Origin of the sequence: Clostridioides sp. ZZV14-6150, assembly GCF_020657875.1 — a bacterium.
In the GTDB taxonomy this organism is placed as follows: domain Bacteria; phylum Bacillota; class Clostridia; order Peptostreptococcales; family Peptostreptococcaceae; genus Clostridioides.
In genome coordinates this window covers 96,770-121,783 of sequence record NZ_JAGWDA010000003.1, presented here as the reverse complement: position 1 = coordinate 121,783, position 25,014 = coordinate 96,770, and the positions used below count along the sequence as shown (strand labels likewise).

The 25,014-nt window shown below is 28.8% G+C and carries 20 protein-coding genes and 2 riboswitches; of the genes, 4 read left to right on the top strand and 16 right to left on the bottom strand.

Going from position 1 to position 25,014, the window contains the following annotated elements; translation table 11 throughout:
* Window positions 1-119 precede the first annotated feature (119 nt).
* From KGF41_RS05390 to KGF41_RS05380, 3 genes are read right to left on the bottom strand one after another with little or no spacing between them, the layout of a single operon-like run.
* Window positions 120-629 carry a nucleoside recognition domain-containing protein gene (locus tag KGF41_RS05390; RefSeq protein ID WP_227827596.1) on the bottom strand — a complete coding sequence of 170 codons (510 nt, stop codon included), beginning with the start codon at window positions 627-629 and terminating at the stop codon, window positions 120-122.
* Between the two features lies 1 nt (window position 630).
* Entirely contained in the window at window positions 631-1,272 is a 642-nt protein-coding gene (locus KGF41_RS05385; RefSeq protein WP_227827597.1) for a nucleoside recognition domain-containing protein, read from the bottom strand.
* 14 nt (window positions 1,273-1,286) lie between these two features.
* Complete coding sequence (locus KGF41_RS05380; RefSeq protein WP_227854639.1) at window positions 1,287-2,459, bottom strand: M20 family metallopeptidase; 1,173 nt, start codon at window positions 2,457-2,459, stop codon at window positions 1,287-1,289.
* A 270-nt stretch (window positions 2,460-2,729) separates the two neighbouring features.
* On the opposite strand from KGF41_RS05380, the gene KGF41_RS05375 reads away from it, so the two are divergent.
* Window positions 2,730-4,091: a hypothetical protein gene (locus KGF41_RS05375; protein ID WP_227827599.1), complete on the top strand. Its 1,362-nt coding sequence runs from the start codon at window positions 2,730-2,732 to the stop codon at window positions 4,089-4,091.
* Window positions 4,092-4,359: 268 nt separating this feature from the next.
* Here the strand turns inward: KGF41_RS05375 and KGF41_RS05370 are convergent, their stop codons facing one another.
* From KGF41_RS05370 to bilQ, 7 genes are all read right to left on the bottom strand, one after another.
* Window positions 4,360-4,824 (bottom strand): DUF1648 domain-containing protein, encoded by a 465-nt coding sequence (locus KGF41_RS05370; protein ID WP_227827600.1) that lies wholly within the window; start codon window positions 4,822-4,824, stop codon window positions 4,360-4,362.
* Between the two features lie 92 nt (window positions 4,825-4,916).
* Complete coding sequence (locus KGF41_RS05365; RefSeq protein ID WP_227827601.1) at window positions 4,917-5,102, bottom strand: hypothetical protein; 186 nt, start codon at window positions 5,100-5,102, stop codon at window positions 4,917-4,919.
* 109 nt (window positions 5,103-5,211) lie between these two features.
* On the bottom strand, window positions 5,212-6,771 hold the full coding sequence (locus tag KGF41_RS05360) for an ABC-F family ATP-binding cassette domain-containing protein (RefSeq protein ID WP_227842565.1): 1,560 nt from the start codon (window positions 6,769-6,771) through the stop codon (window positions 5,212-5,214).
* Window positions 6,772-6,954: 183 nt separating this feature from the next.
* Window positions 6,955-7,227 (bottom strand): CD3324 family protein, encoded by a 273-nt coding sequence (locus KGF41_RS05355; protein ID WP_227856431.1) that lies wholly within the window; start codon window positions 7,225-7,227, stop codon window positions 6,955-6,957.
* Window positions 7,228-7,436: 209 nt separating this feature from the next.
* Window positions 7,437-7,967, bottom strand: a complete 531-nt coding sequence (bilS, locus tag KGF41_RS05350) for a flavodoxin family protein BilS (protein WP_227856430.1) — start codon at window positions 7,965-7,967, stop codon at window positions 7,437-7,439.
* A 77-nt stretch (window positions 7,968-8,044) separates the two neighbouring features.
* Window positions 8,045-9,139, bottom strand: coding sequence for a bilirubin reductase (gene bilR, locus KGF41_RS05345; protein ID WP_227856429.1), 1,095 nt, complete (start codon window positions 9,137-9,139; stop codon window positions 8,045-8,047).
* Window position 9,140: 1 nt separating this feature from the next.
* Window positions 9,141-9,587 (bottom strand): bilirubin utilization transcriptional regulator BilQ, encoded by a 447-nt coding sequence (bilQ, locus tag KGF41_RS05340; protein ID WP_227827606.1) that lies wholly within the window; start codon window positions 9,585-9,587, stop codon window positions 9,141-9,143.
* Between the two features lie 310 nt (window positions 9,588-9,897).
* Here bilQ and KGF41_RS05335 point away from each other — a divergent pair, with 310 nt between their 5' ends.
* Window positions 9,898-11,088, top strand: a complete 1,191-nt coding sequence (locus KGF41_RS05335; RefSeq protein WP_227827607.1) for a pyridoxal phosphate-dependent aminotransferase — start codon at window positions 9,898-9,900, stop codon at window positions 11,086-11,088.
* Window positions 11,089-11,254: 166 nt separating this feature from the next.
* A complete protein-coding gene (locus tag KGF41_RS05330) occupies window positions 11,255-12,223 on the top strand; it encodes a DMT family transporter (RefSeq protein ID WP_227827608.1) in 969 nt (322 codons plus the stop codon).
* A gap of 198 nt (window positions 12,224-12,421) precedes the next feature.
* On the opposite strand, the gene KGF41_RS05325 is transcribed toward KGF41_RS05330, so the two are convergent.
* The 4 genes from KGF41_RS05325 to KGF41_RS05310 all read right to left on the bottom strand — a co-directional run bounded on the left by KGF41_RS05325 (window position 12,422) and on the right by KGF41_RS05310 (window position 18,849).
* Complete coding sequence (locus KGF41_RS05325) at window positions 12,422-13,084, bottom strand: anthrax toxin lethal factor-related metalloendopeptidase (protein WP_227827609.1); 663 nt, start codon at window positions 13,082-13,084, stop codon at window positions 12,422-12,424.
* A 99-nt stretch (window positions 13,085-13,183) separates the two neighbouring features.
* Window positions 13,184-13,270, bottom strand: a riboswitch (cyclic di-GMP riboswitch).
* A 184-nt stretch (window positions 13,271-13,454) separates the two neighbouring features.
* Window positions 13,455-16,265 (bottom strand): SrtB-anchored collagen-binding adhesin, encoded by a 2,811-nt coding sequence (locus KGF41_RS05320; RefSeq protein WP_227856428.1) that lies wholly within the window; start codon window positions 16,263-16,265, stop codon window positions 13,455-13,457.
* 116 nt (window positions 16,266-16,381) lie between these two features.
* A riboswitch (cyclic di-GMP riboswitch) is annotated at window positions 16,382-16,467 on the bottom strand.
* A 120-nt stretch (window positions 16,468-16,587) separates the two neighbouring features.
* On the bottom strand, window positions 16,588-17,766 hold the full coding sequence (locus tag KGF41_RS05315) for a cation diffusion facilitator family transporter (RefSeq protein ID WP_227856427.1): 1,179 nt from the start codon (window positions 17,764-17,766) through the stop codon (window positions 16,588-16,590).
* A gap of 132 nt (window positions 17,767-17,898) precedes the next feature.
* Window positions 17,899-18,849, bottom strand: a complete 951-nt coding sequence (locus KGF41_RS05310; RefSeq protein ID WP_227827612.1) for a DMT family transporter — start codon at window positions 18,847-18,849, stop codon at window positions 17,899-17,901.
* Between the two features lie 336 nt (window positions 18,850-19,185).
* Here KGF41_RS05310 and KGF41_RS05305 point away from each other — a divergent pair, with 336 nt between their 5' ends.
* Window positions 19,186-20,559, top strand: a complete 1,374-nt coding sequence (locus tag KGF41_RS05305; protein WP_227827613.1) for a sigma-54 interaction domain-containing protein — start codon at window positions 19,186-19,188, stop codon at window positions 20,557-20,559.
* 231 nt (window positions 20,560-20,790) lie between these two features.
* Here KGF41_RS05305 and KGF41_RS05300 read toward each other — a convergent pair whose 3' ends face one another.
* Together KGF41_RS05300 and glyA are read right to left on the bottom strand one after the other, a co-directional pair.
* Window positions 20,791-23,559, bottom strand: coding sequence for a calcium-translocating P-type ATPase, PMCA-type (locus tag KGF41_RS05300; RefSeq protein WP_227827614.1), 2,769 nt, complete (start codon window positions 23,557-23,559; stop codon window positions 20,791-20,793).
* A 171-nt stretch (window positions 23,560-23,730) separates the two neighbouring features.
* Window positions 23,731-24,987 carry a serine hydroxymethyltransferase gene (gene glyA / locus KGF41_RS05295; RefSeq protein WP_227850222.1) on the bottom strand — a complete coding sequence of 419 codons (1,257 nt, stop codon included), beginning with the start codon at window positions 24,985-24,987 and terminating at the stop codon, window positions 23,731-23,733.
* Between the last annotated feature and the right edge of the window lie 27 nt (window positions 24,988-25,014).

Below are 25,014 nucleotides of genomic sequence, written 5' to 3'. Positions count from 1 at the left end.
GTAAACTTCTTTTTTAATTAATATACATATTAATTACTATATATTAATTGCTGTACATCAATTCTTGTATATATTAATTCTTATACACACTTTATAATTAAGTCATAATTTTATTTTTTTTACATTAGTCCCATAACAGTAAGTAAAACTCTTACTATCAACATTCCCACTACTGCATCAAATATAGGAACTGCCAACAACAACATTCTATACTTAGTACTAGCATTTGCTACAAGTACTATTCTCGCATAATGACCAACTAGAGTACCCATTAGCATACATGGCATAATTAATATAGTTGCTTGTGGTGCAGTAATTAGACCTTGTGCAAATAAGTTTGCAGCTGTTGCTGCTCCTGCTGCCTTAGCAAAGAAAGCTGCTATCAAGACTACAACTGATTCCCCAGGTAATCCAAAAATACCCATTACTGGACCAAAAATACTTCCTAAAATATCAACCAAGCCAGTTAATTGTAGAAACTGTACTATTACATATCCCATTACCATGGCTGGTAATATTTGTTCAACTCCTATGTAAAAACCTTTTTTTGCTCCTCCCATAAAAGTTTCAACAATAGTTTTCTTAACTTTATTATTTGCAATTGTATTTCCAGAAGTTTGTTGACTCATACTACGCAACCTCCTTCTTCTTTTTATTTTTCATTTTTATAATTAATCTAACTAAATTAGCTCCAAGCATCTTACAGAATATCTCTATAAGTATTATCGGACCTATTGCCAATAATGCTATTGGTAAAAGTGGAGCTTGAGTATTTATTGTATTTAATATAACTGCTGAACCAGCATATTGATAAGCTACAAATATAGTTCTTTCATCATCTGTTATTTCTCCACTTTCATATAATCCTTTTGTCATTATTGAAGCTACATCTGAACTAGTAAATGAAGATACAAACGCTATACCAGCTACTCCAGGTATGCCAAGTAATGGTTTAAGTAATGGATTAAATATCTTTGATGCAGCTTGCATTCCTCCCATAGATTCCACCACATCAATAAGTCCTACAGCAAAACATACAGTTGGTATTAGAGTAAGTGCAAATAAAAATCCATCTTTTGCACCAGTACCACCTTTTCCCATAAAGTTTATACCGTCTGAGATAGTACCAAATGAACCAGTTAAGTTAGCAAAATCTAATGCTTTTAGAAATCCTTGTCCATTCTGAAAAATTCCAGAAAATAGTATTATCAATATAAATAAAGACACATACCCTTTCCATGTTACTTTATTCTCTCTATCCGTTGTGTCCATATTAAATCCTCCTTTTATATTTCAAATTTATCCAAATTTAAAATAACTTCAGAAATTAATTTTACCCTTTCAAACATAGAATCAACTAATGCATATTCTCTCGATGTATGATTCCATTCTCCCTTTACACCAAATGAACATATTGTAGGAACTTTTCCAATAGTTAAATAACTGGCATCTGAACTTCCTCCAAGTTTTTTAGCATTTATTTCTCCAAAGCCATTTTCTTTTGACACTGTATTTACAAACTCATAAAATTTCATAACATCTTCTGTAGTTTCAAATGCCATCATTTCATTGACAATCTTAACTTCTGTAGAAGTACCCTCTATATAAGTTTCTTTACAGATTTCTTCAATTCTTTTTTTAACATTTTCTGCTTCTTCAACTTTTTCAAATCTAATATCTATTTCTATATTACAATCTTGTGGAATAGAATTTGGTACTCTTCCACCTTTAATAACACTTACAGTAACTGTAGTTCCAAGTTCAAGATTTGTTAATCTTTGTATTTTTAATATTTTATTAGCCATTTCTTCTATTGCATTTCTTCCACCTTCAAAGTCATTTCCTGCATGTGTTTCTACGCCTTTTACATGTACATTACATCCAATTCTTCCTTTTCTACCTACACATAAGCTATTATCTACTAATCCAGTTTCCATATTGAATGCACAAAGACCACCTTGTCCTTCTTTTAGCATAATTTCTCCACCTGCTGAATCCCTATGCCCTGTCTCCTCATCTCCTGAAAATACTATTTTTATTGGTCTTTCATTATATCCTATTTTATTTAAAGCCTTGATTACATATAAAGAAATTACTATTCCACCTTTCATATCCAAAACACCTGGTCCATAAGCTTTTCCTTCTTCTATCTTAAATGGATTTTCTCCAAATGTACCTATTTCAAAGACAGTATCCATATGACCTGAAAAAATTATTGGTTTTCCATTTCTATTAGAACCAAGTGTACCTACTAATGTATTACCATTGTTTCCAACATCTATTAAATTACAATCTAAACCTTCTTTTTCAAATTCAGTCTTTAATTTTTCAGCTAATATATTTACACTTTCTTTGCAATTTGTATAACTCTCAGTATTAACAATATCTTTCCATAAAGAAATTATTTCTTCTCTATTTTCATCAACAAATTTAGAAATATCATTTAAATATGTGCTCATAATATCCTCCTTTATTTTATAAAAAATATAATTTTGTCTTAAAAATAAGGTTCACATTTTTAGAAATTTTAAAAGACTAGTCCTTAATTACAAAATAACATATTTTTTTCCGTCAGTCAACATTTTTTCAGTATTTTCTATATTTTCTGATTTTTCTTGCATTTATTTTTAGACGGTAAAAATAAATTGACTCTTTTTATCTACTATTATAAAATGAGGATATAAATCGGCAATTAGTTACAAGACTTTATAAATTTTAATGGAGGCTTTATGAAATATAAGATTGGTTTTTTAACAGCATCTTATTTTCTGTCAGATAATTTTAAACATGTACTTGAAGAATTAAAAGATGTTTGTGAAGTTACATTTATTGAACTTAAAGGTAAAAATTATTTTAATGATTTACTAAGAATATACAATGAACAAGTAGATAATTTTGATGCCTTTGTTTGTAGTGGTATAATACCATATAGTGAATTGACACTAAAAATAGAGAATATAAAAGTACCTATAAACTTCTTAAAACTTGATGAAAGAGACTTTTACAAATACTTATTTAAACTTTTAAACAGTCAAAAAGACATTGATTTTACAAAATCATTTATGGATTTTTTAAGAGAAGATAACAATTATTATGATATATATTCCTTGATGGATTCTAATAATTGCCCATATACAATCAAAGATTTCAATATTCCACAGCCTGTATATGATTTCAAAAAATTAAATGACAAATTATTAGAGATACACCTTGACTTATTAAAAAACAATAAAATTAACATTTCCTTTACTCGAAACTATGTCATAAGCTGCGAATTAAATAGATTGGGATATAATTGCATTTACATGGTTCCCTCTACAGAATCAATCTTAAACACATTTAAATCTGTGATAAACGAAATAACATTGAAAAATTTGGATAAAAATAAATCTGCAACTTGTATAATTACAATAAATAGCTCAGAGTATATAAATGATGACCTAATATTTAAAAATGATGAGATACAAAATCAAATATACAACACTATCTTAAATTCTTTATCAACAAATGGATTCTATGGAGTTCAAGTCAAAAAAAATGACATGAAAATAGAAATACATACTACTAAAGAAATGCTAAATAATATGACTAAGGACTATACAGAATTTTTTATTTCAGAAGACTTAAAAGAAATTAAGTATAGCTTAAATATTGGTTGGGGAATTGGCAACACAAATATTCATGCAGAACAGAACGCTCGTCAGGCAAATAGTAAATCAGCTTCTCTAGGTGGAAATTGCACATTTATAGTAAATGACACTAATAATATAATAGGACCTTTATATTCAAATAAAAATTCTAATGACCTTGAAGAAAGTTCAATAGCCAATAAAGTTGCTTCTTTCATTCCTTTATCTAATGTAAATGTATCTAAAATTATGAGTATGATTAATGATAGAAATTCAAATAATGTATCAGCGGAAATATTATCAGACTATATGAATATAACTCTTAGGAGTGCAAATAGAATCTTAAGTATCTTATATAAGGCTGGTATCGCAACTATTGTAAACACAAAGCTGGATAATCAAAGAGGTAGACCAAAGAAAATATACAAAGTTGATTTCTTATCTTTTTTAGATAATATCTAGAGATTGAAGTCTAAATTAGTAGCTTTTTTAATAAAAATAACATTTTTCCACTAATTCTCAATAAGCAAAGTTTTTGAATCTGAATATGCAAAATGCCAGAATCCTCATAAACACTATGTTTTTATCAATTCTGGCATTCTTTTTTATTCCGCTATCAGAATTTAAACCCATGATGCTAAAGTAAGCTTTTGCTTTTACCTTACTTCATCAGCATGAAAAATGTATCTTGAACGTACCTCAAACTCTTTATAGAAAGCAAGTTCATTCCTTACTCATTTTTTGAGAGTTGCTTGTTTTTTTGGTATATTTTATTCCATCCTATTAGTAATAAAATAATAAATACACAGGTATCTATAAAAAGAATAACTGTAACGTTCTTGACAATATTGTAGACAAAAAATATTGAGAATACTTCTACGGATAAAGCTACAAAACATAAAAAGTTCGTCAAATAATCTGCAATAGTGTCACTATAGAAAGCTCGTATTTGTAACCATCTACATATAAATGAGCGTAAAATAAATCTGAACACAACACAAATAATTGGATAAGCATAAATAAATTTTTTATCTACACTATTGGCTACACCATTATTCCATTGCACAGGAATTTGAGCTGGCAGTTTTGGAAATGCTATGATTGCAATTAGCAAACAAGCAATGGTAATAATTCCCCATGTAACATTTCCTCCCCATATATATAAGAAACTTACAGAGTCCAGTTTTTTCTTCAACTTCCTTAATTGTCATCTTTAAACACCACCTTTCGATTTATTGAATTACCTAATATCTTTCTTTTTTATTACTCTAAGTCTTCTTTAATGTTTTATTTCATTATTTGATTCGCCAATATTCCATTATCAATAATACCACACTTTGTAACAATCGCCTCCTTGTGTGCATCTAAAACTGCTTGATTATTATATAAAATACAGTATAAACATGGTTTACAGTCAAGTATTTTTATCATTTTTTTGATTCTATTAAAAAAGGCATCGCAAATAAATGCCATGCCTTTCTATTAATCTAGTCTTTTCATATCTTTCTCAGTCCAAAGGTCAAATTAGCTGGTCTTATGGTAAAATTGATAAAAGATATAACAGGTGATATAAGATTTTCTATCATATTAAATAATTAATTGCCCACTTCTCACAATCCCAAATTTTATTAACTATATCATTATAAAATTCTGGCTCATGGCATACTAAAATTATACTGCCTTCATATGATATTAAAGCTTTTTTTAGTTCTTCCTTTGCTTCAGAATCTAAGTGGTTTGTTGGCTCATCTAGTATTAATATATTACTAGGATTATTTATAAGTTTACATAACCTTACTTTAGCTTGTTCTCCACCACTTAATATAGAAAGCTTGCTTTCTATATGTTGATTAGTCAACCCACATCTTGATAGCATTTTTCTTATTTCATATCTTGTGTATGTTGGAAATTCATACCACACCTCATCAATAAGTTTTTTATCACTTATTTCTTTAACTTCCTGTTCAAAATATCCAACATTTTGTTCTTCTCCTACTTCAATACTTCCACTTATTGGTTTATTTATTCCAATCAAGCTTTTTAATAAGGTTGATTTTCCTATACCATTTGCACCTATTAAAGCTATCTTTTCTCCTCTTTCCATAATTAAATTTATAGGTTTACTTAGTGCTGTTTCATATCCTATAACTAAGTTCTTAGCTTCAAATATCATCTTCCCAGATTTTTTGGATATTTTAAAGTCAAAGTGAGGCCTTACTTTTTCCGTTGATATACTTATTCTTTCTATTTTATCTAATTTTTTCTGTCTTGATTTTGCCATCTTACTGGTTGATGCTCTAACTTTATTTTTTGCAATATATTCTTCTAACTTTGATATTTCTCTAATCTGTTTTTCTTGAGCTATTCTTAAATTTCTCTTGTTTTCTTCATACATCTGTTGAAATTTTTCATAATTACCAATATATCTTGTCAATGTCATATTTTCAAGATGACACACCACATTCACAACACTATTCAAAAACTCCAAATCATGTGATATCAATATGAATGCATTTTCATAATTTTGAAGATATTTTCTTAACCATTCTATATGTTCTTCATCCAAATAGTTTGTAGGTTCATCTAAAAGCAATATATCTGGTTCATCTAACAATAGTTTACCTAATAATACCTTTGTCCTTTGACCTCCGCTCAATTCTGAAACATCTCTATCAAGCCCAATATGTCTAAACCCAAGACCTAAGGCAATTGAATCTATCTTTGAATCAATATTGTAAAATTCATTGTTATTTAAAAAGTCTTGTATATTTGCAACTTTTTCAAGAGACTTATTTATCTCATGTTCATTCATTTCTCCCATTTTACTGTATATACTATTCATTTCACTTTCCATATCAAAAAGTTCCTTAAAAGATTCTCTTAAAATATCTTTTATTGTATTACCTTTTTCTAGTTTAGTATGTTGATCCATATATCCAACTCTTACTTTGCTACTCCATTGTATATCACCACTATCTGGAATCAGTTGACTTGTTATTATATTCATAAATGTAGACTTTCCCTCGCCATTTTTTCCAACAAGACCTACATGTTCCCCTCTTAACAGCCTAAAAGATATGTCTTTAAATAATGTTCTATCTCCAAATCCATAACTTATATTATTTACATTTAAAATACTCATTGTTCTATTCCTCTTCTTAAAATTTAGAAATTCCTCAATAAAATCATATCATTTAAATAGATCATACCTCAAGTTCATAAACAAATCTGTACTAATTTTGTACGAAAAAAGAGACTTTGTTGAAAAGTCTCTTCTTAATCTTTTGTTATATAAATCTATCTTTAAAACATTAATATTCTATTTTCAATCACTTTTTTCTTCTCTTATTATTCGTCTTATACTATGCTCAGTTAAATAATAGTCCTTTGTAAGTTCTTTAACAGAAATACCTTTATTGTACTTATCAAGTATTTCTTTATTTCTTTCTTTCAAGATATTTCTTGAACCACTATTTTCTCCCCAAGCTTTTTTATTTTCAGACTTTCGTGGTATATATAAATAACTACCATCTGTATATTCTTGAATTAATTCAAGTATCTCTTCTGGCAATATATTTTGTGCTTTTTCATACTTCATAGTACTCTGCTCCCATCTACATTTTAAATTGTAAATAAAAGCAAAGACTGCACAAAAACAATTTAGCCTAAATATTATCTTGATTTATTAGGCTCTAAACAAAGTTTTATTGCAATTGCATTTTGCAGTCTTTGCTTAGAGCCAACTGAAATTATAATATCGTTACTCTCTTTCATGTTACAAACTCCCTTTCTATCTAATTTAAACTATTACATATTACTAGCTTTAGCTATTATATCTTTTGCAAATCTAACAGCTTCAGATATCTCTTGCTCATCTGGATGACTTTGAGACTCTTCATGACCTTTTAATTGCTCACGAATATGTTCATTTTCAGGATGAAGTTTTATCACTTCTTCATATTTAACCTTTAAACCTTCTGCAATCTTTCCTTGGCATATAAATGACCCAACTATTTCATTATCCTTTGAAAAGACATCTTTCACTTTGTTCATGATGCTAATTCCATAGTTTCCCTTTGTACTTGCTCCCATTGTTCCAAATAAAGCTAGCTTTTTGTTATGAATATTTTCAAAGACTAGTTTTGAATTTTTATCACAAATTCCTTTGTCCACCCAATATCCTAAGAATATTATATCATATTTTTCATAGTCAACATTATTATCAATTACTTCACTGATATTTTTAATTTCTTTTTCGCCTTGAATTGCATCATATATAGATTGAGCAATTTTTTTAGTATTTCCAGTTAAACTTGAATATAAAATTAAACTTTTCATGATATATCCTCCTATATATTAAGTATTTATCTAAAATTTCTTAATACCATTAAATTTTTAATCACTATAAGATTTTATTAATCTAATATACAACCAAATTGAGAATGTGTCTGCAATGCATCTACACATTTTTTATTGCAGTAGCAACACTTCTTAATATCATCTACTCTTCCTTCTCTTACTTTCTGCAACCAATCACTGTCTGCCAATAGTTGTCTAGACATAGCAACCATATCTACTCTGTTATTTGATATAACATTTTCTATGAAGTCTGGACTAGATAGCTTACCAACACCACAAACTGGAAGAGTTGTGTGTTTTTTAACTTCATCAGCTAAATACAAAAAGCATCCTTCATCTTTAAAATAAGGATGATTATTGACTGGTATGGTGTCTTCTAGTTTGGAATGATTTGCTAATGTTACATGAAAGCTATTTACACCAAGTGATTCAAATTTTTTTACAAAATGCTCCACTTCACAAAATAAAACGCCTGCATTACCATAATGAGGATTTTCTTGTCTAACTGCAAGCTTATAATCTATTGGAATATCCTTTATATCATTACGGATACTACTAATTATTTCACTTGCAAATCTACTTCTATTATCACAACTTCCACCATATTCATCAATTCTACTATTGTATATACTGGATGAAAAGCTTCCTATAAGTCTATCTCCATGAATTTGAATCATATCAAATCCTGCTTTTTTTGCATTTAATGTTGTTACCCTAAACATCTCTATAATATTTTTTATTTCCTCTTTTGGCATATTTGTTACATAATCATTTACTCCATCATCCATAATTTTTTTTATTTCATCATGTGAAGTAATTCCCAATTTCATGGTATTTCTGATTAAATTCATGTCATAATCTGAACAAAATATTTGTGCTGAAACTTTCGCCCCTGAATCATGTATTGCATCTACAATTTTTTTGTACTCTCTAATTCCATCTTCATTTGATAAGCTTAGAGCCATTTTATGAAAACTAGGTCTAACAGATACATCTCCTATCGTAATCAAAGCTACACCTGATTTAGCAATTTTACAAAACTTGTCAATTCGTTCTTCCAAATTAAGACCCATACTTGTAGGTGCAAAAGATACTCTATTTTTTAATTCTAAATTTCCGATTTTAATTGACTTTAATAAGTTGCAATACATCCTATTCTTCCTCCACTGTTGCCTTTATATCTTTTACTGTATGTAATTTTTTTACTAGGTCTTTGTATCCTTCATCCAAAAACTCTTTTTTTATATTACTATCCCATTTTGAAAATATGTTTTTTATATCTCCTAGTACTTCTTCACCCTTATCTGTTACTCTCAATTGAAAAGCTCTACTATCATTAGGATTTTGAATCTTTTCTATGTAACCATCTTGTTCTAATCTAGATATAGTTCTTGTAGTATGAGCTTTATCCACCTCGAATTCTGTAGAGACATCATTCAAAGAACAATTCCTATTCTTGTTGATATAAATTAAATAAAAATATAAACCATTCGTAAGCTTATATGGCTTTAGACATTTTTCACAATAAAGTTTAAAGTTCCTTTGAAGATAACAAATAATATACGACAAACTCTCATGCTGTAACTTTTTAAAATCCATTCTTAATTTCCCCTCTATAATTCTAATGCAATATATTTGACTATATCAACTATATTATATTAAATCCTTGATACAGTCAAGAATATTTTGCCTTATAACTGTATAATTTTATACTCCCTTATAAAATTATCATAAAATATAATTGTGGTTTAGTTAGAATTTGTAATTTTTTATATACATCATACATAAATATATTTTATATAAAAGTTTATATTTTCAAACAAGAAATTTTTCGAAAATTGTCTAAATTCAGTAAAAATATGGTAATATATACATAAGCAATATAAATCTATAAAAGGGAGTGTTACATATGATATCTAATAAAATGCAAATTTTAGTTGCAAACAGCTCTGTTATAAGAGCCATGTTTGAAGAGGGAAAAAAACTATCCGATATGTACGGAGAAGAAAATGTTTTTGATTTTAGTATAGGAAATCCAAGTGTTGAGCCTCCAGAAACTATTAAAGCAGTTATAAGCGATATTTTAAATGAAGAATCTCCAAATCTAGTTCATGGATATATGAACAACTCAGGATACGAAGATGTAAGAGATGCTATTGCCAAGCACATAAATAAGAAAGATGGATTAAACCTTACAAGAGATAACTTAATTATGACTTGTGGTGCTGCTGGTGGTCTAAATATTATTTTGAAAACTCTTTTAAATCCTGATGATGAAGTTATTGCTTTTGCACCATATTTTGGTGAGTATAAAAATTATACAGAAAACTATGATGGAAAGTTAATAGAAGTCCCTACAAATATAGAAACTTTTGAACCAGATTTAGATGCTCTAAAAAATGCTATTACTCCAAAGACAAGAGCTCTAATAATAAACACTCCAAACAATCCTACTGGTGTTATTTATTCTGAAGAATTGCTAAAAAATCTTGGAGAGTTACTAGACACAAAACAAAAAGAATTTAATACAAATATATATTTAATTTCTGATGAACCATATAGAGAAATAATTTATGATGGTGCTAAAGTTCCTTGTATATTAAAATACTATAAAAATTCATTTATAGGATACTCTTATAGTAAATCATTGTCTCTACCTGGTGAACGTATAGGATATATTGTGGCTAATGGAGAAATGGATGATTTTGATGATGTTATGTCTTCATTAAATGTTGCAAATAGAATACTTGGATTTGTAAATGCTCCTTCTCTTTTTCAAAGAGTTATTGCAAGAAGCTTAGATGCAGAAGTTGATGTAAATATTTACAAGAAGAACTTTGACCTTTTATATAATAGCTTAATAGAAATGGGATTTTCTTGTGTTAAACCTAGTGGTACATTCTATTTATTCCCAAAAGCTCCAATTGAAGATGATAAAAAATTCTGTGCTGATGCTAAACAATTTAATTTACTATTAGTTCCAGGCTCTTCTTTTGGTTGCCCAGGACACTTTAGAGTATCATATTGTGTATCTTATGATAAGGTTAAGAGTTCCCTACCAGCATTTGAAAAATTAGCTAAATTGTACAATTTAAAATAATTAAATAAATATAATTACAAATAATTAGCTACCTTAGTGTAGAATTTTATATTCTATATTAAGGTAGCTTATAATTTTATATCTTATGTTTATATACCATTTTATACCAATGTACTTGAATATTGTAGTTTATAGTACTAATATAAATTACAAGGAGGTGTTTGATTTGAAAAAAGGTTATGTTTATATAATACTAACTACCATATTTTTTAGTTCAATGGAAATTAGTCTAAAAACTGTTACTAATGACTTTAATCCCATACAAATAACTTTATCAAGATTTTTTGTTGGTGGATTAGTCTTACTACCTTTTGCTATAAAAAGATTAAAATCCCTTAGTATTTCTATTACAAAATCAGATTTAAAATACTTTGCTTTTTTAGGTTTTATGTGTGTTGTAGTAAGTATGTCATTGTACCAGTTAGCTGTACTAAACACAAAAGCATCTGTAGTTGCTGTCTTATTTAGTTGTAATCCAGTATTTGTGATGCTTCTAGCTTATTTAATTCTAAAGGAAAAAATCTATAGGCACAATATAATTTCACTTATATTAGAAGTACTTGGAATTATAATTATTATAAATCCACTGCATACAAGATTAACTTTTAGTGGTATATTCTTAACACTATCTTCTGCCATTATTTTTTCAATGTACACTGTTTTTGGTAAAAGAAAAACATTAAAATTTGGTGGAATAGTTGTGACTTGTTTCAGTTTTATATTAGGTAGTTTAGAAATGCTTGTATTAGTTCTACTTACTAAGATTAATTTTATATCAAATATGTTAAATAAAAATGGGCTCCATGTATTTGCAAATATACCTATTTTTAGTGGTTATACCTTACACAACATACCTACTATGATTTACGTATTTGTATTTGTTACAGGTGTTGGTTATGCACTTTATTTTATGGCAATGGAAGCTACATCTACTAGCCTTACATCTTTAGTATTTTTCTTTAAGCCTGTAATATCTCCAATACTGGCATTACTAATTCTTAAAGAATTTATTCCTACTAATATGATTATAGGAATTCTATTGATAGTGATTGGTTCAATAGTTTCTATTATACCTACAATAATGACTCAAGCTCATAATAAACATATTGAGTCATTATATAAAAGTCAGCAATAAATCATCACATAAAAAATATACATAAGATTAAATTGATTAGTTTTACACACAATATAAAAGGTTGTGTCTCAAAATGAACTTTTTAGTTCATGAGGCACTCTTTTTGTATGAAATCAAATATATTTTTATCATTTCAACAATGAAAAAGAGGCTTATCTCTATTTTGAGACAGCCCCTTAATGTTTTTATATAAATTTTTTATTTTACTAAGTTTTGTAAAAAGCTATAAGTTTGTGGACAAGCTGCTTTTAATTTACTATTTGTGTCTTGATTTAAGTAGTAATATGCAAATGCTTCAGCAAAGAATTCTTCTGGATATACACCTAAATAATTTACATTTCCTAAAGAACGTCCTTCTTTAGCAAATATTTGTTTAAATTGTGCTGATTTAGAAATATCATTCAATGCAAGATGGTCTACTGCATGTGCTGTTTCATGTAATTCTAAGTTTATTGCATCATGACCTTTACCTTTGTTACTAAATCCTATTCTAAGAGCTACTGTACTTCCACCTAAACCAGGAACATCATCCCAAGTTTTACCAGTATTTTCCCATCCCTTAGGAACTACACCTTTTAAATAAGCATATTCTTTTTCATCTGTTAATTTTCCACTTAATAATTTTATTTTTAAGTTATCTTGTTTTAATACATTTAGATATTTTCCATCTATATTTGCAAGTCTATTTATCATAGCATTAGCTTCATTTTTATCGTAATTTCCACTTGGAAGAACCACTATTTGACTAAGTGTTTCTTTATTGTTTTGTAAAGTTGCACTATCTGCATGTGCACTTACTGGAACTGAACTTATTAAGAATATTGATATTATAGCGATTAATAATTTTTTACTTGTTTTCATATTATTCCCTCCTTTGAGTTAGGCCGGGAGTAATAAATTTCAAAATAAAAAAGATACCCAAGAGTATCTTTGTATATACAAAAAGAAATTTTTACTCTTTTCGGCAACTGGCTGGCATAGTTTACTTAAACTTTAGCCCCTATAGCTTTGCGTGACTAGGTTTCCCTAGTTTTGCCTCATTTAATTTTATATTTATATTATATCTTATATCCTTCTCTTTGTCTATAGTTTTCTGGATTTTTTTTCTAAAAAACGATTATTTTTTTACATAATACTCCAAAAAAAAATATCTTCTAACAATATTCGCACTTAATAATATTGTTTTAGAAGATATTTTTTAATATTACTTATATTTTTATAATGTTAGGGTCTAATTGATATTTTTCTTTCTTCTCAATATAATAAGTCCTACAATAGCTCCTAACCCCAAAAGTATTTCTACAGTAATTGTAGTACTATCCCCTGTCTTTGGTGGCACTGGTGGATTTACTACAGTATTATCTTTTCCTGTATTATTCTTTTCCTGTGGCACTGGTGGGTTTACTACCTCTGGTATTGGAACAATTTGTTTAACAGGCTTTTCTATTGCATCTTCTGATGGTGGTATTGATGGATTTACTACCTCTGGTATTGGTGGATTTACCACATTTTCTGATGGTGGTACTGGTGGATTTATTGTTGCTTCCTCTGTATCAGATGGTCTTGATGGTTTACTTGGCTTATCTGTACTTGGTGGCACTGGTGGATTTACTGTTGGTTCATCTGTATCTGGTGGTACTGGTGGATTTACTGGAATATTTTCTTGTTTTACATTTTCTATATTTCCAATATCCACAATTTTACCAATATTTTTTCTATCAATTTCCACCTTTATTTTATCCTTTAATTTTTCATATCCACTTGGAGCCATGGTCTCCACTAAATAATATGTTCCTGGATTTTTGACACTAGATTCAATTATACCATCTTCATTACTAACTAAATCCTTAACTACTACTATTCCAAATGTATTTTCCAAATTAAACTTTGCACCTTCAAGAGCACTTTTATCTGAACTGTCTACTTTTTTAGCTTCAAAAGCATACCCTTGTTTAGTAGTTTCTACTCCAGGAGGACTTGAACCATTAATCTGAGCTACATTTTGTATAGTCTCTCCTACTTTTACATCTGTAAAATCTGCATCAAATGTAACCCAACCTTGTACAGGTTCACCTTCTTTTATCTGCTTAAATTCATATTTATTTACTAATCTTATAGTATTTTTCTCATCTCCAGCTTCTTTTTTAAGTTCAAGATTATCAGAGTATTTTATATTAGATATTTTTAATACTGGATTTACTTCATCTAAAATATTTACTTGCCCTGCATCATAAACACCATAGGTTGACATGTTTATTTTATACTTAACTATTTGGTTATCATTGCCATCTAATACCTTTTTATCAACCTCTTTTTTGGCACTTATTAATCCAGAGTTCTTCTTAAAACTTATCTCGTCTCTTTTATCTACTTGACTATTATTTGCATCAAGAACAGCTCTATTTGTATAACTATCTTCAATACTAATAACTTTTAATGTATATGCTATAAAAAACTTTGATTCAACTTCTTCTTCACTAAGATTAATTGTAAATCCAGTTATAACTTTTTCTACTTGACCACTTTCATTTCTTTTTTCTTCTGTTTTATATGAAATATTATTTGCAATTTTTTCTTTACTCCAAGGAGTCCAGCCACCATTCATTGGAACTTCTACAACTCTAAAATCATGCCCAGCTTCTCCAGCAGTAGTTAATCTCATACCTTCTGGTATATTATCTGTTATAACCACATTACTTATTGGTGATTTGTCATCATTTATTGAAATTTGATAGTTGATTACTTGACCTACTTGAGTAATATTTGTTGCTCCTGAATGTCCCTTAGTCAAAAGATAATCATTTCCCCTATCAAATACACTTACAGTAGCATCATCTTCTTGCAATTTCTTACCAGCAGATTCTAATCTAGCTATATTCTTATATTTGTTACCATGTTTCGCATTTTCATCACTAATTCTAGCCTTATACTTAACAGTATACGCTTTGTCTATGTCTCCAAAATTAACTGAAATAGAATTTTCACCTTGTTCAATATTAAAATCACTTACTTCTTTTCCATTGCTTGCCACTACACTTACAGAATCTTTTATTAATGTCATTCCTTCAGGAAGCTCATCATATAAAGTAATGTCTTTTAATTCTTCCTCTTTTTCATTTACTTGTATACTATAATTTACATCTTTATTTTTAACTGGCATAAATACAGTAGTTGACTCTCTTCCTTCAACAAGCTTTTTAAGTGTTCCTTTAGCTTCTTCAATGTCTTCTTTATCGCCAGGCTTTATTTCTATATCTACATCTCCACTTCCACTTTCTATCTTTCCAGTAGTTTCAATATGAATTTTTGCACTTGTCTCTTCATCAACTTTATTCACATATGCTTCTAATCCAATTTTTCCTTGCATTACACTTTGACCATTGGGTAATTCTCTAAATGTAAGTGTATACTCTCCATTACTCTCTGTTTTATCAAAACATTCACTTGTATAATCTAAATTAACTTTATTAAACACATCTGGAACCTTAAAAGTTATTGAGTCACCTGCTTGTATCCCTTTTGATGTTGGAGTATAAGTTAATTTAAATGTAATTTTTTTCATTGACTCTGTTTCTATTGTATTATTATTAATTTTTACAACAAATCCATACTCTTCATTCTCTTCATTAAGTTCTTCTTCTAAAGTTTTAAGTAAATTTTCATCCTCTATTGGAGTTTGTTGTGGCTTCTTATTTTCTTCTTGTTTATCTCCTTCTGGAGTTTGTTCTGGCTTTTTATTTTCTTCTTGTTTATCTCCTTCTGGAGTCTGTTCTGGTTTTTTATCTTCTTCTTGTTTATCTCCTTCTGGAGCTTGTTCTGGCTTCTTATTTTCTTCTTGTTTATCTCCTTCTGGAGTCTGTTCTGGTTTCTTATTTTCTTCTTGTTTTCCATCTCCAGTTGGTGAATTATTTGAATTACTTTGGATAGACCCACTTCCTTCTAATTCTGACGCATAAGATACAGCTGGATATATTGTAGTAACTATCATACTTAAAATCATAATTAAACTGATTAATAATGCCTTCTTATTTCCTTTCCTCATATAGATTGCTCCCCTCTAATCTATTCGCACTTTTGTAAAGTTCTATAAATACATAATATAATTTAATTTCTTTTATCAAAAAACTATACAAAAAAAGCTATGAAATAAATAAAATTTATATTCATAGCCGGTTGCACCACTGACTCTGTATATCCATAAGGTGCCCAGTAATAGGATATACTTCAACGTCTCTATAATTTTTTTATAAAAATAATTAAAAATTATTATATTCAAATTAAATATAGTTATATATCTATTATATTATGTCTATATTTTATTGTCTATATTTTTTACATTTTTTCCCTTTATTTTTTAATCATCATTAAATGAAATCTTTATCTACAACAATGACACAATTATATTCAGGATTCATCTCCTTAACTAGTTTTGTTATATCTTCTTTTAAATCTTCTTCTGACATACCTTTGGAGAATTCATAAGGATTAACTACTATATCAAATACTAAATTTTTCTTACTTCCTTTTCCAACTATCCTAAAATCATGCATAGATTTTATAAGACTATTTTTCTTAAGTATTTCTTCAAGTTCTCTTTTTGCTGATATAACTTCTTCATCATCAAGACATATAGGGTCCATATGAATTACCAAATATATATCCAACTTTTCAGATATTTCTCTCTCAGCAGTATCTATAATTTCATGAATTTCCATTATATCTATATTCGACGGAATTTCTGCATGTATAGATGCAATACATCTTCCAACTCCATAATTATGGATTATTAAATCATGTGTACCTATTATATGTTCATAAGATAATAATAATTCTAAAATAGATTTGACCATTTCTTCATCTGGAGCTTCTCCAAGAAGAGGATTTATAGTATCTTTTACAAGAGAAAATCCCGCATAAAGTATTACTAATGATACTACAATACCTACATATCCATCTATGGGCAAATTAGTAAATCTCGCCAAAATAAAAGATATAACTACACAGCTTGATGTAAATACATCTCCCAAAGCATCTAATGACACTGCTTTTAATGCTGATGAATTAATTTTATTTCCCATAAATTTATTAAAACGGCTCAACCATATTTTAACCATTATAGATGCAATTAAAAGTATAAGTGGCACTAATTCAAACTTTATAGGAACTGGATTTGTTATTCTTTCTATAGACGATTTCACAAATTGAAGTCCAACCAACATAACCATAAATGCTACTATCAATGCTGATAGATATTCTATTCTACCATGTCCAAAAGGATGTTCTTTGTCAGCTGGTTTACTTGCTAGTTTAAACCCTATCATAGTTATTGCTGAAGATGCCATATCCGAAAGATTATTAAATGCATCTGCCATTATAGCTATACTTGATGTAAGCATACCTATAGATACCTTTACTATAAATAAAACTAAATTAGATATTATACCTACTATTCCTGCTACATAACCATACTTGTTTCTAACACTTGCACTTTGGACATTTTCACTATCTTTAATAAATGTTTTAACTAGGATTTTTGAAAACACGAAACTACCTCCTTGTTTCATATTTTATGCACAAGTCTAAATTTTTATATCACTATTTATGATAACACAATTTAAATATAAAATTCCTGAAATTTACTCTATCCTAGCAAAATTTTCTTAAAGATTAATCTTTTACTTATTCACGGTTGAACATTCATTCATTATTGAACATTCACTTCTATAATTTTTCTTACTTTTATTAGTAGGCATTTTAGTTGGTGCTTTAGTAGCTACTAAGGCAGATACAATCATTATTAGTACACCTATTAATTTTATAAAAGAGAATGCTTCTCCTAATATAAACCATCCTATCAAAACAGATATTACTAACTCTATAGAACTTACAACTCCTGCAACTGAAAGTTCTATACCCATTTCTATTCCACCAACATAACATATGTATGCAAGTGCTGCTGGGAAAACTCCTATTCCTATAATTAATATTAAAGTACTAATATCAGTTACATGAGATATTATTAACCATGGTTTTGCTATTGGTGTTATAAATATTGAACCAAATAGGAATCCATAAATTATTATTGTAAAGCTAGAGCATTCTTTTAGCGCTCCTTTATTTATTATAGGCATGCATGCATATGTTAATGATGCCCCCAAACCTAATAAGAATCCAAATACATTTATTTCTGCAAATTCAAATCTTCCACCTAAAACTGCAACTATAGCACCTATAAAACATAATAGTATTGATAACCTTTTCATCTTGTTGATATTTTCTTTATATACTATATTTGAAAATAATGCTACAAATAGAGGTGAAGTGTAAAGCAGGACTGCAGCTATAGATATTCCTACACTACTTATAGCTTTAAAGTAACAAACATTAAAAGCTACCTGGCATATTATTCCACTTAACATTGAAAGCCCTATCACTTTTTTACTTGTTTTAAAAACTTCTGGTTTTTTTAATACACTGTATATAGATATCACTAGAAATCCTATAAAAGCTCTTGTAAAAGTAATTTGTTCTACTGTAAGCCCTCTCGCTATTAGATTACTTGAAAATAATCCAGTTGTTGCAAACAATGATCCAGCACAACCAATTAAAATATATCCTTTTTTCATGCAAATTCCCCCTTAAACTATTTCTCTTTATATAATTTAAGCAATTATAATGCCAACATTGAAAACTCTATAATTATTATTTTCAAGCTTAACTGATAAATAAAATTTGCTTATTCTTCTAAAAAGCAATATAATCAATTCATAATTGAATTATGTAATAATTTATATAATTCATTTTTGAATCACACTATAATTTACATAATTTATTTTTGAATTATATTACATCTTATTTAATTCATTTTTGAATTATTATTGTTTATATTCTACAAGTTTTAATTCATTTCTAATTTAAATTATGCTTTTTTATAAATTTTTAATTATTTGGAGGAGGTCAAAATGAAATATCCAAAAGATTTTTTTGAAAATATTTTAGAATTTTCACACGATGAGATATCAGTTTGTGACAAAAACGGAATAACATTATACTGTAATAAATCATTTGAGAACAACTATGGGTTAACAAGAGATGAAGTTTTAGGTAAAAGTGTTATGTATATACAAGAAAAAGGTTGTTTATTTCAGACTCCAGTAACAGAAGTAATAAGAACAAAAAAAGCGGTATCATTAGAACAACAATCTAAAACTGGTATAAAATTGATAATTACTGCAACTCCTTTATTTGATGAAAATGGAGATATCGAATATATAATAGAAAATTGTAGAGATATAACAGAATTAAACAATATAAAAGACAAATTAGAAGCTTCAAAAAAGACTATTGAAATGTATAAAAATGAAGTTGAAATGTACCATAGAAGTACAATACATATATTTGATGATATTGTTTTTAAAAGTGAATCTATGAAATCTATTTTTAAAACAGTTGACCAAATATCAAATTCAAACGTGAATATATTGATTTTAGGTGAGTCTGGGACTGGAAAAACCTCTTTAGCTAGATATATTCACTCTAAAAGTGATAGGAAAGAAGGCCCTTTTATAACTATAAACTGTACTACCATATCCCCTTCACTATTGGAGTCAGAGCTTTTTGGTTATACAAAAGGTGCTTTTACAGGTGCTAATAGCAAAGGTAAAATTGGACTTGTAGAATTGGCAGATGGCGGTACTTTGTTTTTAGATGAAATTGGTGATATTCCTCCTGGTCTTCAGGCTAAATTCCTCCAATTAGCTCAAGATAAAAAATTTATACAAGTTGGTGGTGTAAAAGAAAAAAAAGTTGATATTAGAATCATTTCAGCAACTAATGTGGATTTGTTTGGTCTTGTAAAAGAAAAACTGTTTAGAGAAGATTTATATTATAGGTTAAATGTTGTAAACATTAAAATCCCACCACTTAGAGAACGTATTGAGGACTTACCACTACTTATAGATACTCTATTTAAAAAGTACAATCATAAACTAAATATGAATAAGACTATCTCTAAGTCATTAATAGATAAACTTTCCCTTTATAGATTTCCAGGCAATATTAGAGAGTTAGAAAACTTGATACAGAACTTACTCATAACATCTAATAGTGAAAACATAAATTCTCTGCCTTTATCACTTGCATATATAGATTCAGATTTTGATGGAAACACATCTGAATCATTTAGTAATAAAAGTTTAGATGAATTATTATCTGAGTATGAAGGAGAAATTATAAGAAAAGTACATAGTAAAACTAAAAGTTCTTATAAACTAGCAAGCTATCTAAATATTTCTCAACCAAAAGCATATAGACTTATAAAGAAATATGTAAAATAATTTTTTCTTTTCATTAAATAAAAAGTTACTAATTATTTTTGAAAGAATTTATTATAAATGATAATATACTTCTCTCATGTTGAAAACAATTGTTTTGAATGTATATTAATACCTAAGTTAAAAAACAAAAATAGATAGTATATAATTAACTTAGTCTTGGATAGTATTCCTTACTAACTATCCAAGGCTAGTTTTTATTTAATTTATACTGTATTTTTTTAATATAAGACTCTATTTATATGACCTAATAAGTTTATTATTTTTCAACATTCTAAATGTAAATTTAACTATCTCATTAGATAATAAAATAGTCGATGCAAATAATATTACCTTTATCCACATATCAAACTCTAGTGACACTGAATTGAAGAAACTTTGGAATACTTGGGTAAATATTATTTGAATCACACCTGTCACAACTATTACTTGTAATGCTAATTTATTTTTAAATAGATTTGGTATTGTACTGTTTAATCCAAATTCTCTACAATTTAATGCATTAAAAAGAGCACTGAATGCAAATAAGGAAAATATAACAGTACCTTGTTCTTCTGGAGTTGCTCCCAATATGTTGAAAGCTGATTGTGTAAATACAATTGTAATCATAAGGATAGCATTTATAATAATATTTACAGACATAGACCTAGCTATTATTCCAGAATGTCTATTTATTGGTTTTCTTTTCAATACATAATCTCTAACAGGCTCTAATCCTAATGCTAACGCTGGAGGACCATCCATTATTATGTTTACCCATAATAATTGTATTGTGGTAAAAGGCATATCTTTACCAGTAAGTTGAGATATTATAGCAATTATAAATGCTACTATATTTACAGTAAGCTGGAACTGTATAAACCTTTGAAAGTTTTCATATATACCTCTTCCCCATTTTATTCCCTCTACTATGGTACTGAAACTGTCATCAGTCAATATTATATCAGCTGCATTTTTAGAAACTTCTGTTCCAGAAATACCCATTGCAATTCCCACATCTGCTTGACTAAGTGCAGGAGCATCATTTATACCATCACCTGTCACAGCTACGACTTCTCCACTCTTTTGAAGTGCTGAAACTATTCTCATTTTTGTATCTGGCTTGCTTCTTGCAACGATTGATATTCCCTTGATTTCTTTTCTTAATTCTTCATCTGTAAGCACATCTATATAAGTAGCTTCGACAGCTTTTTTTCCATCATTTAATAGCCCTAACTCATCTCCAATAGCAGTAGCTGTATTGATGTTATCCCCTGTAAGCATTTTTACATCTACCCCAGCACTAAAAGCTTTATCAATAGAATCTTTAACACCTTCTCTTAGTGGGTCTACTATTCCTACAAATCCGCTAAAAATTAAATTTTCTTCTTTTTCATAGCCTCTTGGATTTCCTATTAAATTCAATTCTCCTTCTGATGTTATTGCTACCTCTGTGCGAGATTTAGTCATTTTTTTGTAGGCAAACCCTAAGGTTCTCATAGATTTAATTTGTAACTTTCTAATTTCATCTAAAATACTTTTTTCTATTCTTGGAGTTATTGGAACAATATTTTTACCTTGCTGTACATAAGAACATTTCTTCAGTAATACTTCTGGAGCTCCTTTTGAAAGCAATATATCTGAGTCATCTTGACGAATTAATGTCGACATTTTCTTTTCTTCTGAGCTAAATGGTATTTGTGAGATTAAATAAGTTTGCTTTCTCATTTCAGTATAATCTTTATCATTATGGTATAAAAGTAATGCACACTCTGTTGCACTTCCTATATATTTAAATGAATTTTCTTCTTTTTCTATATCTGCTGTTGAGTTTACTATACAATTTTCTTCAAAATAGCTATTACTCTTATATTCTCCACCACTTACATATTTACCATCAATATAAGCTACTTCTACCATCATTTTATTTTGTGTCAAAGTGCCAGTCTTATCAGAACATATTACAGAAACAGAACCTATAGTTTCACAGGCTTCTTTCTTTGTTACTAATGCATTTATCTTTGCCATCTTTTGCATTGTTATGGCTAAAGTAATATTTATCATAGTTGGCAAACCTTCTGGTACTGTTGCAACTATTAAAGCAATACAAACCATATATGCATTTTTAGCAGGCTCTAATGATTGTAAAAAAGATAAAATACTGCTTGTATCTAAAATTAGCAGACCTCTTCTTTGCATTTGTATAATCATAAACATACATAATAATGTAGCTATTACACCTGATATACCTGCTATTTTAGCACCTAACTTACCTAATTTAATTTGTAACGGAGTTTGCTGTTCTTCATTTGATAAATTTTGTGCTATCTTGCCCATCTCCGTTTTATCACCAATACAAGTAACAACCATTATTCCTCTACCATATGCTACAAGAGTTCCTCCAAATACCATATTTATTTGCTTTGCAGGTATTGTATCTTGTTCAATTATTTCTGTTTTAGAATAAACTACTTCCATATCTAATATGGCATCAGCATTTTTAGCTACATCATCAGACTCTCCTGTAAGCATATCTTCTCTAAGCTTTAAATTTATAGACTGTATAAGTCTCCCATCTGCTGGTATCATATCTCCAGTTTCTATATATACAATATCTCCAGGAACTAAATTGTCTTTTGATATTTTAATTATCTTACCATTTCTAAGTGCTTTTACTTCTATGTTTTCTGTTAATTTTGATAAGGCATGAGCTGCCTTTTTGGATTTTCCTTCGGTTATTATACCTATGGAAATCCCAATAAAAATAGCCCCTAAAATCCCTAATGCATCATGAAGTTCTCCTACAAAAGAACTTATTACTGCTGCCCCCAGGAGAATTAATATCATTGGCTCTGTCAGACTTTCTCCCAACTCGTCCCAAAATGTTCGTCCTTCTTTTATCGTAAATTCATTTAATCCATATCTAAGTTTCCTTTCTTCTACCTCATTATCAGCAAGTCCAACTTCTGGATTTGTCTTTAAGTATTTTAAGACTTCTTTGGTAGGTTTATTATAATACCTCATAACTTTATCCCCCTTGTTAATTATCTATAGAGAATTATATGCTTATGATAGCTTGTATATTACTTTTCAAAAAAAATAAGGTGTTGATTAATCAACACCTTATAGTGGTTATATATTATTAGGTTTTATGTTATAGGCTTTATAGGTTATGAGCTATATAAATCAATATACTTAATCTTCAAAATATCCTTCTGGGTACAATGGGAATTTAGCTATAAGTTCCTGAGCTTCTACTTTACATTCATCTAATACTTCTTTATTATCAATATTTTCTGATACCTTATTCATTATTCCTGCTATTTGTACAACTTCTTTTTCTTTAAGACCTCTTTGAGATATTGATGTAAGACCAATACGAACACCACTAGTTACAAATGGTGATTGTGGGTCATCAGGTATAACATTTTTGTTAACTGTTATTCCTACATATTCAAGAGCCTTTTCAAATTGCTTTCCTGTCAAATTTTTACTTCTTAAATCAACCATTACTATATGATTATCAGTTCCACCACTTACTATACTAAATCCATGAGAAATAAGTTCAGCTGCCAAAGTTTTAGCATTCACTACTACTTGCTCCATTATCTTACGAAACTCATCTGTCCCTAAATACAATAGCGAAAACGTTTTTGCTGCAACTGTGTTAAGATGTATAGAACCTAATGTCCCTGGGAAAACACCTTTATCAAGCTTCTTTGCATGTTCAGCTTTACAAAGTATAATACCACTTCTTGGTCCACAGAAAGTTTTTGTTGTAGATGAAGAAACAAAATCTGCATAAGGTACAGGACTAGGTATTACTTTTGCCGCCACCAAACCTGCAACATGAGCCATATCTACCATAAAATAAGCTCCTACTTCTTTTGCAACATTTGAGATTCTTTCATAATCTATCAACCTTGGATATGAACTTGCTCCTGCAATTATAAGTTTTGGTTTACACTCTTTTGCCTTCGCTTCAAGAGCATCATAATCTATACGACCAGTATTTGAATCAACCCCATAAAATTCATATTTATAAATATCATGTAAGAAGTTTACTGTACTACCATGTGTTAAGTGTCCCCCTTGGTCAAGACGCATACTTAAAACAGTATCATTTGGTTTTAATATTGCTGAATATACACAATAATTGGCTGTGGAACCTGAGTAAGGCTGTACATTTACATGTTCTGCTCCAAATATTTCTTTTGCACGTTTTATTGCTAGAGTTTCAAGTTTATCTGCTTCTTCAGAGCCTGCCTGAAAACGAGCCCCTGGATAGCCTTCTTCTGTTTTATTTGTAAATACACATCCACTTAATTCAAGTACTTCTGTTGGTGCTGTACTTTCAGAAGCTATCATCTCAATATTATGCTCTTGTCTAACCAACTCATCAGCTACAATCTTATATAACTCTGGGTCTGAAATTTTTGTTGTTTTTAACATAATAATCCTCCTCTTAATTAAAGTATA